Annotated in this window: 6 protein-coding genes and 1 pseudogene; 3 read left to right on the top strand and 4 right to left on the bottom strand. The window is 35.1% G+C overall.

Features of this window, described 5'->3' with window-relative positions; all coding sequences use genetic code 11:
- Window positions 1-283 precede the first annotated feature (283 nt).
- From F564_RS0116880 to F564_RS0116865, 4 genes are all read right to left on the bottom strand, one after another.
- The gene (locus F564_RS0116880) at window positions 284-751 is read right to left on the bottom strand and encodes a heme-binding domain-containing protein (RefSeq protein WP_028123640.1); all 468 of its coding nucleotides are present in this window, start codon (window positions 749-751) and stop codon (window positions 284-286) included.
- Window positions 752-794: 43 nt separating this feature from the next.
- Complete coding sequence (locus F564_RS0116875) at window positions 795-1,949, bottom strand: efflux RND transporter periplasmic adaptor subunit (RefSeq protein WP_394330639.1); 1,155 nt, start codon at window positions 1,947-1,949, stop codon at window positions 795-797.
- A gap of 3 nt (window positions 1,950-1,952) precedes the next feature.
- Complete coding sequence (locus F564_RS0116870; protein WP_028123638.1) at window positions 1,953-6,302, bottom strand: CusA/CzcA family heavy metal efflux RND transporter; 4,350 nt, start codon at window positions 6,300-6,302, stop codon at window positions 1,953-1,955.
- A 184-nt stretch (window positions 6,303-6,486) separates the two neighbouring features.
- A complete protein-coding gene (locus F564_RS0116865; RefSeq protein ID WP_028123637.1) occupies window positions 6,487-6,867 on the bottom strand; it encodes a hypothetical protein in 381 nt (126 codons plus the stop codon).
- Between the two features lie 489 nt (window positions 6,868-7,356).
- On the opposite strand from F564_RS0116865, the gene F564_RS20345 reads away from it, so the two are divergent.
- The 3 genes and pseudogenes from F564_RS20345 to F564_RS19575 all read left to right on the top strand — a co-directional run.
- Window positions 7,357-8,856 (top strand): tetratricopeptide repeat protein, encoded by a 1,500-nt coding sequence (locus tag F564_RS20345; protein WP_076605686.1) that lies wholly within the window; start codon window positions 7,357-7,359, stop codon window positions 8,854-8,856.
- Between the two features lie 276 nt (window positions 8,857-9,132).
- A complete protein-coding gene (locus F564_RS0116855; protein WP_028123635.1) occupies window positions 9,133-9,726 on the top strand; it encodes a hypothetical protein in 594 nt (197 codons plus the stop codon).
- A gap of 239 nt (window positions 9,727-9,965) precedes the next feature.
- A pseudogene (locus F564_RS19575) lies at window positions 9,966-10,156 on the top strand (IS982 family transposase); the annotation flags it as partial.

Genomic DNA, 10,156 nt, shown 5'->3' with positions numbered 1-10,156 from the left:
TACATAATGGCATCCCAAATGGTTCTTAAATCATATTTTCGTTTTCTGTTATTGAAGTTTAAAGTCTTTTTTATAAATTGCCATTGATTGTCAGAAATGTTTGTAGAGTAATTTTTCACCGTAGCTTAATTGATTAGTTACCAACAAGTTACGAAAAATAATCTACATAAACAACTGACAATCAATTTTTTAAATTATTTTTTTACAGATCCACTCCTTACAAATTTTTCTAATTTAATTTTTAAACAGGCTCTAAGAATGATTTTAAATTAAATGTAATCAATTATTTAACGTCCTTTTTCGTTTCATTTACCCATTTTTCTATTTCAGACACATCCAAAGCAGACAATTTTGCATCCTGATGAATCACCGTGTAAGAAGTGAGCGGCATTTCGCCTTCTTTTATCGTTTTTACGATCTCATCCAGTTTCTCAAGCTTTTTTTCGCGGCTGTAAGAATTGAATTCATCAAAATTAAGATGCCTTTTACCGGAATTAACGTGATCTGCCAACCACCATTTCACAGGCTGTATCTTGCTGTACCAAGGGTAAGAGGTGTTGTTGGAATGGCAGTCATAACAACTTGTTTTTAAAATCGACTGAATTTTTGGAGGTACATTATAATGATTTCCGATTGCATTGGCAGATTGATCTTGGCTGATATTCTTTTTAATATCAATAAACTGAATGCCGATAAACAGCAACAACAGTACAGTTAAAATATTTTTTAGATTAAAAATTGACTTGTTCATTATTTTAAGTTTTTGAATTTATTTTTAAATTATTGAAACAGAATTATTCCTCTTCACTTTCCGTATTTTTTAGCTTCATCAAAAGCGTGTAGGCATTTTTCGTTACGATTTTTCTGTTCTTAAAATCTTCAAAGTTTTTGATTTGAATGAAACCGTTTTCAGATTCTCCCAACGTTACCGGAATCAATTGATACGTTTGCTTTTTTTCCTCTACAAAAACATAATCTTGGCCTTCAAAATTGACGATACTTTCCTCAGGAAGCGCGTTGAAAAATGATGTTTCGGTCTCTATTTCAGCGTTCATATACATTCCGGGAGTCAGGTTGTGATCGTACTGTTCAAAATGGCAATGCACATCTGCTGTTCCGTCTGTGTTGATATCTTTGCTGATCAGAATAATTTCTCCACCGTATTTTTTCTCCGGCTGCGTATTGGTATTGGCAGTAAATCGTTGTCCTATTTTCAGCATTTCTAGGTCTTTTTCATACACTTTTAGGTTCAGATGAATGTCATTAGGATTGATGAGCTCAAACAAAACATCAGACGGATTCACAAACTTTCCGATATTCACATTCACTTTACTCACAAAACCGTTAATCGTGCTGTACACAGGAACACTTTTCCGGATACTTCCTGAAGTTAAACTCCCGGGATTAATATTGACGAGTTTTAGCTGCTCTGCCAATGTATTCATCATAATTCTCTGGCTGTTCATCTCAGACTGTGCTTGTTGCATTACTTTGTCACTGCTTGCCTGGCTTTGGTTCAGCTTCTTCTGTCTGTTATAATCCAGTTCTGCGAAATGAAGTTTAGATTTTGCCATCAAATAATCCTGCTGAAGCTGTATAAACTGAGGATTTTCTATTACTGCAATCACCTGTCCTTTACTTACTTTCATTCCCGGAAGCAAAGTGGTGTTTTTCAGATAACCACCCAACGGAACGCTTACCGAAACCAAATTCTGAGGCGGAACGTCTATTTTTCCATTGATTTTGAGCACCGTAGAAATATTTTTCACAGAAAGGGACATTGTTTCTATCGGCGTATTTTTGAGTTGAGCATCAGTCAATGTAACCGTAGTTTCATCTTTAGGAGCTGTTGGTTTTATAATAGTTTCTTCTTTTTGATGGCACTGAACCGTAAAAAAGACGGCAACTATTAATAAAACCGAATATTTATTTTGAATTGATTTTAACATAATTTATTGATTTAAAGTAATATATTCCAGCTCAACTATACTTTCGTTGAGGTTCCAAACGGCATCTGTATAATTGTTTTTGATGCTGATCGCCTGGTTGGCAAGCATTACAAATTCCAGATAATTGATCTCTCCGTTGATGAACTGTTTTTGGGCGGTTTCCAGAATCGTATGGGCATTTTTCAGTTCATATTTCTCGTACTGAGAAACAATTTCCAGGTTTTTTTGCTGAATCTCTGCTAGTTTTTCATATTGATTTTTTAATGTAAACTCCGCGTTCTGAAAATCATTTTCGGTCACAGATTCTGCAATTTTTGAAGCCTGAATCCTCGCTTTCTGTCCGCCAGAAAATATCGGAACTGAAACGCCGACCTGAACCGAATGAAATTGTGGTGAAGCATTATACACCTTATCATCTGCGCCCATCCCACGAAAACTGTTGAGGTTGTAAGCGAGCTGCAAACCAGGTAATAATTTAGATTTTTCCAGAGCCGTTTGCTGAGCGGCAATGTTTTTTTGCTGTTCCAGTATTTTTAATGAAGGATTGCTGGAAACATCATTTTGAAGACTCGAAAGAGAAAAAATACGCTCTCCATCAGGAATTACTTCTGTTTCTGAATTCAAAAGCCATTGCAATTGCAGCTGCAGAGTTCTGAGTTCTTGTTTCACCTGTTTGATCTGGATTTCAATAGCTGATTTTTGATTGGCAGCAGTCGCTTTTTCCAAAATATTGCTCTCGCCGCTTTTTAGTCTTAAACTAGCCTTATCCAGAAATTGAGAATAAAAATCTAAAGATTCACTCAGGATTTTTTCCTTTTCCTGCCAATACAAAATATTGTAGAACGTGAGTGTGACGGCTTTTTTCAGCTGATATTCTTTCAATGAAATATTGAGCTCACTTTTTTTCCATTCTTCTGTGTAAAGATTTTTCTGTCTCTTGTAAACGGTGGGAAATGAAATGCTCTGGGAAACCCCGAATTTCATATCACGGTAAGCACTGTTGATTTGCCCGTAATCCGCAGAAATTCCTGTCTGAGGAATATCTGAAGAAGTTTTTATCAAAGCTTTTGCATATTCTGATTTCAATTTCTCACTTTTAAGACCTCTGTTGTTTTTTAAAGCGATGGCAACCGCTTCATTTAAAGTGACTTTGGTTTGAGAATTCATCATATTTCCCGTTAAAACAAAGAAAATAATGAGAATGGGCGTTATTATATTTTTGTGATTATTTTTCATTTTAAATCCTTTTTCAATAATTACGTAAAGCAGAGGAAGCACAAAAAGGGTGAGTAATGTGGCAATCAGAAGTCCGCCTATTACCACCGTTGCCAATGGTCTTTGAACTTCTGCACCCGCGCCGTTACTCACTGCCATCGGGATAAATCCTAATGAAGCCACAAAAGCAGTCATCAACACAGGTCTTAATCTGGCTTCTCCGCCGTCTACCACAATTCTTACAATATTTTTAATTCCACTTTTATAGAGTCGGTTAAATTCGGAAATAAGTACGATTCCGTTGAGAACAGCAACTCCAAAAAGCGCGATAAATCCTACACCAGCACTGATGCTGAAAGGCATTCCTCTTGCAGCCAATAAGAATACGCCTCCAATGATAGAAAGCGGAATCGCTGTATAGATCAAAAGACTTTCTTTCACCGAATTAAACGCCAGAAACAACAGCACAAAAATCAAAACCAAAGCAATTGGTACTGCAATCATCAGTCTGTTTTTGGCATTTTTGAGGTTTTCAAAAGAGCCTCCGTAGGTAACGTAATATCCTGGAGGAAGCTTTAATTGTTGGTCTACCTTAGTCTGAAGTTCTTCTACAATTGCCTGAACATCGCGGTTTTTGATGTTAAAACCTACTACAATTCTTCGCTGTCCGTTCTCCCGCTGAATTTGGTTCGGTCCATCTTTAATATCAACATTGGCAAGCTGCGAAAGCGGAATCTGATTACCTGATGGAGTAGGGACGAGTAAATTCTTCACGTCATTCAGGTTTTTACGGTCATTGCTGTTTAATCTCACCACCATATCAAAACGTTTTTCGCCCTCGAAAACCAAACCGGTACTTTGTCCGGCAAAAGCGGTATTGATGACTCTGTTGATGTCTCCAATCGACAAATGATATTGCGCAATAACCGGACGATTGTACTGAATAATAACCTGCGGAAGACCAGAAACAGGTTCTATATAAAGATTCTGAGTTCCTTCTACGGTATTGATTATTTTCCCAAGATGATTGGCATTTTTAACCAAAATATCAAGATCTTCTCCGAATATTTTGAGAACAACATCCTGTCTTGCGCCGGTCATTAATTCATTAAAACGCATTTGTACAGGATACTGAAAGCCCACCGTAATTCCGGGAACGTCTTCCAAAGCTTTGCTCATTTTCTCGGAAAGCTCCGGAAAAGTTTTGGCAGAAGTCCATTCGCTTTTATCTTTCAAAATTACCATCATATCAGAAGCATCCATCGGCATTGGATCTGTGGGAACTTCGCCGCTTCCTATTTTGGTAACTACTTTCTGAACTTCTGGAAAGCGGGTTTTCAGAATATGGGCTGCTTTTTGTGTGCTTTCAATCGTAGTTTTGAGGTTACTTCCGGGTAAAACTCTGGTATCTACAGCAAAATCTCCTTCTTCTAATGACGGGATAAATTCGCCGCCCATTCTGCTTAAAATCACGATGGATAAAACAAAAAGAGCAATGACAACAGCAAAAATGGTTTTTGGTATTCTTAAAACTTTCAATAAGGTTGTACGATATAAATTTTCAGCCCTTGCCATTAAACGGTCTGAGAAGTTCATTTTGTGGCTTATTTTTTTGCTTAAAATAATAGAACTCATCATCGGAATATAAGTCAGCGAAAGCAGAAACGCGCCCAATAAAGCAAACGCAACTGTTTGTGCCATTGGTTTAAACATTTTACCTTCAATCCCTTGTAATGTTAAAATTGGTAGATACACAATAAGGATGATAATCTGCCCGAAAACAGCGCTGTTCATCATCTTTCCTGCAGAATCGATGACAATGGTGTCCATTTCCTGCTTTGAAACTGATAATGCTTTTCGGAATTTTGAATTGTGGGTAAATTGATGCATTACTGACTCCACAATAATCACGGCGCCGTCTATAATCAGCCCAAAATCCAGCGCACCAAGGCTCATCAAATTTCCGCTGACGCCGAAGAGATTCATCATACAAATTGCAAAAAGCATTGCCAAAGGAATGACTGAGGCAACCAACAAACCGGCACGGAAATTTCCCAGAAACAGAACCAGCACAAAAACGACAATTAATGCGCCTTCCATCAGGTTTTTTTCAACAGTACCAATGGCATTGTTTACCATTTTGGTTCGGTCTAAGAAGGGCTCTATCACAACACCTTCTGGCAATGTTTTTTGGATCTGCTCAATTTTAGCTTTTACATTTTTGATCACCTCACTGCTGTTTTCACCTTTCAGCATCATCACAATGGCACCAGAAACTTCGCCATTATCATTATAAGTCATTGCCCCAAATCTTGTAGCATAACCATAACGAACGTCTGCAATATCTCTTATAAATAAAGGAACATCATTGTTTTTGGTGGCGATCGCAATGTTTTTGATATCCTCCAGATTTCCAACCAATCCTTCACTTCGAATATATAAAACAGTCGGCCCTTTTTCGATGTAAGAACCGCCTGTGTTCTGGTTATTGGTTTTTAATGCATCGAACACATCGGTAATGGTAATTCCGTAAGCGTTGAGTTGATCGGGATTAACGGAAATTTCATATTGTTTCAGTTTTCCACCAAAACTGCTGACTTCCGCAACGCCTTTTACACCAAGCAATTGTCTTCTTACAATCCAATCCTGAAGTGTTCTGAGTTCTGTAATGTCATATTTGTTTTCGTATCCTTTTTTAGGACGGACAACGTATTGATAAATTTCACCAAGACCTGTGGAAATAGGTCCTAAACTAGGCGTTCCAACATCCTGTGGAATCTGGTTTTGAACCTGCTGGAGACGCTCTGCAACCTGTTGTCTTGCCCAATATATATCAATATCATCATTAAAGACAATGGTCACTAAAGAAAGTCCGAACCGTGAAAAACTCCGGATCTCTTTCATCCCCGAAATATTACTGTTCGCCTGTTCTATGGGGAAAGTGACTAATCTTTCAATATCCGTAGCTCCAAATGAAGGAGCGGTTGTTATCACCTGAACCTGATTATTGGTAATGTCAGGTACGGCATCTATTGGTAATTGGGTCACCTGATATGAGCCTACGCCAATCAGTCCGAATACCAGTAATGCAATAATGAGTTTATTCTTTACAGAAAACTCAATAATTTTTGTTAGCATAAATAATTCTGTTAAAATTTTTTGAAATTGAATACGTTTTTAGCAGACAAGGAAATAGTAAGCACGAGCAGATGGTGAAATACCGTTGATAATCTTAGTTTTGAATATCACTAAGAATACCATCAACATCACTGTTCACAATACGATTGACGTTATAAAAACGAAAAATAAAAACGAAAAGATTTTAACAGTTTTTTGGCGGTTGCCAGATAGAATTTACAGCATCTTTATTATAGAATAAATGATCCTCGGAAAAAGTTTTTTTATCAGTATCCGATGGTATATGCTTTTTAATTTCAATAATGAACTCTGGATTTATAGTAAATACAAGAGTAAGCGGCAAAGAATGGGCTACAAAAGGCAGTTTTTGGTCTGTGGTATAATCTGCATCTTTCACAGGGTCATCATAATGCATTTTTATAAAATCGATAAAAGTAATATCTCTATTTTTTACTTTGTGTTCTAAGAAATGCTCCACAAGGACTGGCATTTTCAGCAACTGATACAGTTCAGTTGTTGAAACCAAAAATAAGGAAAGTAATACTATGGATACCCATTTTTTCACGAAGTAAAATTATGCAATGTTTTGTTAAGAATGATTTTAAATTAATGAGAAGCATTTTTAATTATCATCGATGTAGGATAGGATCTTTTTACCAGCAGCTAAGTAGTCATAACTTTCTAGGTCTAAATTTTAATTTTGTAAGTCAATTTTGATAGCATATGTATTAAAATGGTTGATCATAAAATGGTTGAATCGATATCTGTTACGAAGATTTGAGCACTATTTTTTGTGATGATACTTTTTTATTTACAGTGCCTATTTTTACCACAAGGAGCACTAATAAACTGATAAATAACATCATGCTTTGTAAATCTTATGAAGAGCATTTGAGTCTTCATTGATGGAATATGGTGGATAACCAGATAAAATTTTATATTTTTCTAATTTTAAAATAGATTCTGAAAAAGAAATGTATTTTTGTGAAAAATACGATTATATTTATAGATAATCGTCAATATTACACTTATTTTTTAATCGATATTTTAAGATATGATGAAAGTCCGGATAAAATTAAACGCAATTAAAAAATGTACCCTAAAAACAATCCACGCATTTTTTCTTTTTTTCTTTTTTTTTACCTCCGCACAAGTGGACCTTCGTATTGACCAAATGCTCGATTTATCTGAAAAGCAATTTGCTGATCATCAATACATTCCTTCATTAAAAACAGCTGATAATGCATTACAATTAGCGAAAAAAAAATCTGATTCTAAGGGAATTATTCGGGCAAACCTATTTATTGCCAAAGCACTGTCAGAAACAGGCATTTATAAAAATGCATTACGCTATCTTGAGAATGCAGAAAAAGAATCTTTCTTTTTAAAATATATAAATGCTCAGGTAGAAACCCATCGCTTACGAGGGCGAATCTATGGTAGTCTTCAAATGAACGATTTGGCATTAAGAGAGTTTTACAAACAACTCAAATTTTCTAGCCAGGTCAAAGATCCGTTACAGAAAAAAAGGTCTATTTTATGGGCTCATCAAAATATAGCTGAAATTTTTTCGCAGGTAAATCGCCGCGACTCTGTCTGGAAACATCTGATGATTCAAAGACAAATATTGAAAAGTTTCCCTCAAAATAATATAAACGGTATTTGTTACGATTTAAGCACCACATATATCGCAATAGGAAAAGAATATCTATTACGTAACAAAACGGTTGAAGCTCGAAAATATATTGATAGCGCAATGACTGTACTTTCTGAAAATGATAGTCCTTACCTTTATCAGACTTTGGAAGCTTATGGAGACTGGGAAGATGCTAATGGAAATACTACTGCGGCAGTTGAATATTACCGTAAAGCGCTTCAAAATACAATACAGCTTCAGAATAAATACGCAGAAAAACTAGTAAACAAAGTATTGGCAGACTATTTCAGCAGAAATAAACTGGATGAAAAGGAAGAGATTGGTTTTCTAAAAAGATACCAGAAACTCAATGATTCTTTAAATGCTAAAAATGCCAGGTTAGCAGAGCTTGTTATACACAGCTTTCTAGAAATGGAGTATGCAGAATTGAAAAGTGAAAAAGCAAAATATACGAACGCTATTGTTCTGATTCTGGTTTTTGTTACGGGTCTCATTTTTTTGTTATTTTGGAAAAACCGAAAAGAAAAAATAAAATTACTTCAGATTGCAGATGCGTTGAATGAAAAAGAGAGTCTTGTAGAAAATCTGCTCCAGCAAGGAAACAGTAATAATTTCAATGAACTGATTCTGCTTGGAAAACGCAATGATCCTCAATTTATTATCCTATTCAAAGAACCCTACCCTGATTTTATCTCCAAATTAAAGGCAATTGATGAATCTATAAAAACTTCAGAACTGATATTTTGTGCCATGATCTATCTGAACTTTAGTACGAAAGATATCTCAGAATATAGCCATGTCACGGTTCGCGCTGTTCAAATCCGGAAAAACAGACTTCGTAAAAAATACAATATAGCATCTGATGTAGATTTAGCAAAATGGATGAGAAACCTCTAATATCTAATTTTATGTGATCTTGAGTTGTTAGGAAGTGCAGCAATTCCATTCACATATGGTTATAGATATAGATGCATTAAGCCATTAAAAAGCACAATGCAAAGATGCTATTTTTCTTATCAATCTACAGTACTGGAAAGAATAGAGTATCAACCTATGTATAAAACTCTTATTTTCAGACGTTTAAAAATTGTGATATCTGTGTGATAGTCGTTAATTTGTGATCCGTTTAGCATTATCTGATATTTGTCTCGCTTTATAGAGGGCAAAACACAAATGATGATTTTCTTACGGGTTAAACAAATTGATAGAAGCCTTGCTGTTGCTGTATATAAATTTATTTTTACAGCAATTTGCTTATTGGGCATCTTCCCTTTTGGGCAATCTGCTAAGGATTCTATCAATCAATCATCTACTTTAGAAAAAAGCAATGAGGAGAAAGCTGTTGTTTTTGTATCAACAGGGACTACAGTAGTTAATTTTTCAGAATCCGACAATTACACGATTACTTATCAGAATGACGGCAGTAAATCTCAAACAGTTCATCTAAATAAGCAGTCTGTAAGGAAAGTCAAAAAACATATTTTACTTGCTGCAAAACCAAAATATGTTATCCAAAAGAAGCCCCAGATTCTATGGGTTTTCAAAAAAATTCCGCCCGACAGTACTTACAAAGAATACCAAAATACCAAGGTAAACTTTGTCTTCTCCAGTCATCAATTGGATAAGAAAAACAAAAATTGTTTATTAAATTCTGTTTTTATACTTTCAGAGGTCTTGCATGCTGAAAACATTATTGTAAGAAATATTGAGATCCAACGAGAATTTCATGATTTTTCTTCATTTTTTGCCAGGCCACCACCGATGTAATTGACCTTTAAATACAAGCACAACAGATTATCTTATACACTTCAAGTACGAGATAAAGATTGTATTTCTTTTTCTGAAAATCAGAATCATTTGCTATTAGAGGCGTGTGCATTCTGTAACACTACATATAAATATTAAAACAAAACAAATGAAAAAAACATACCCGTAGTGCATTATAAAAAAGGTTACTCATAATACGAAAATTTCGTATATTGTATTGACTATCAATCTAATACGTTATGAATAACCTAGATGCAATTTACGATTTTATTTTAAAGGAATTAAGAAAATTAACCATCAAAGAAAATTTTTATTTCAAACCAATTAAACCAAAATTATCTGATTTAGAGCTCATTGCAATAAATATTTCTGCGGAATATTTATCGATAGATTCAGAATATCAGTTGTTTAGATACCTCTCTAATTCAAA

The organism is Epilithonimonas tenax DSM 16811, from assembly GCF_000428485.1.
GTDB lineage: Bacteria > Bacteroidota > Bacteroidia > Flavobacteriales > Weeksellaceae > Epilithonimonas > Epilithonimonas tenax.
This window is presented reverse-complemented; position numbering and strand designations above follow the sequence as displayed.

Coding starts and splice junctions, on each gene's coding strand:
- F564_RS20345 (WP_076605686.1), top strand. CDS start 7,357: ATGATGAAAGTCCGGATAAAATTAAACGCAATTAAAAAATGTACCCTA.
- F564_RS0116870 (WP_028123638.1), bottom strand. CDS start 6,302: ATGCTAACAAAAATTATTGAGTTTTCTGTAAAGAATAAACTCATTATT.
- F564_RS0116875 (WP_394330639.1), bottom strand. CDS start 1,949: ATGTTAAAATCAATTCAAAATAAATATTCGGTTTTATTAATAGTTGCC.
- F564_RS0116880 (WP_028123640.1), bottom strand. CDS start 751: ATGAACAAGTCAATTTTTAATCTAAAAAATATTTTAACTGTACTGTTG.
- F564_RS0116855 (WP_028123635.1), top strand. CDS start 9,133: ATGATGATTTTCTTACGGGTTAAACAAATTGATAGAAGCCTTGCTGTT.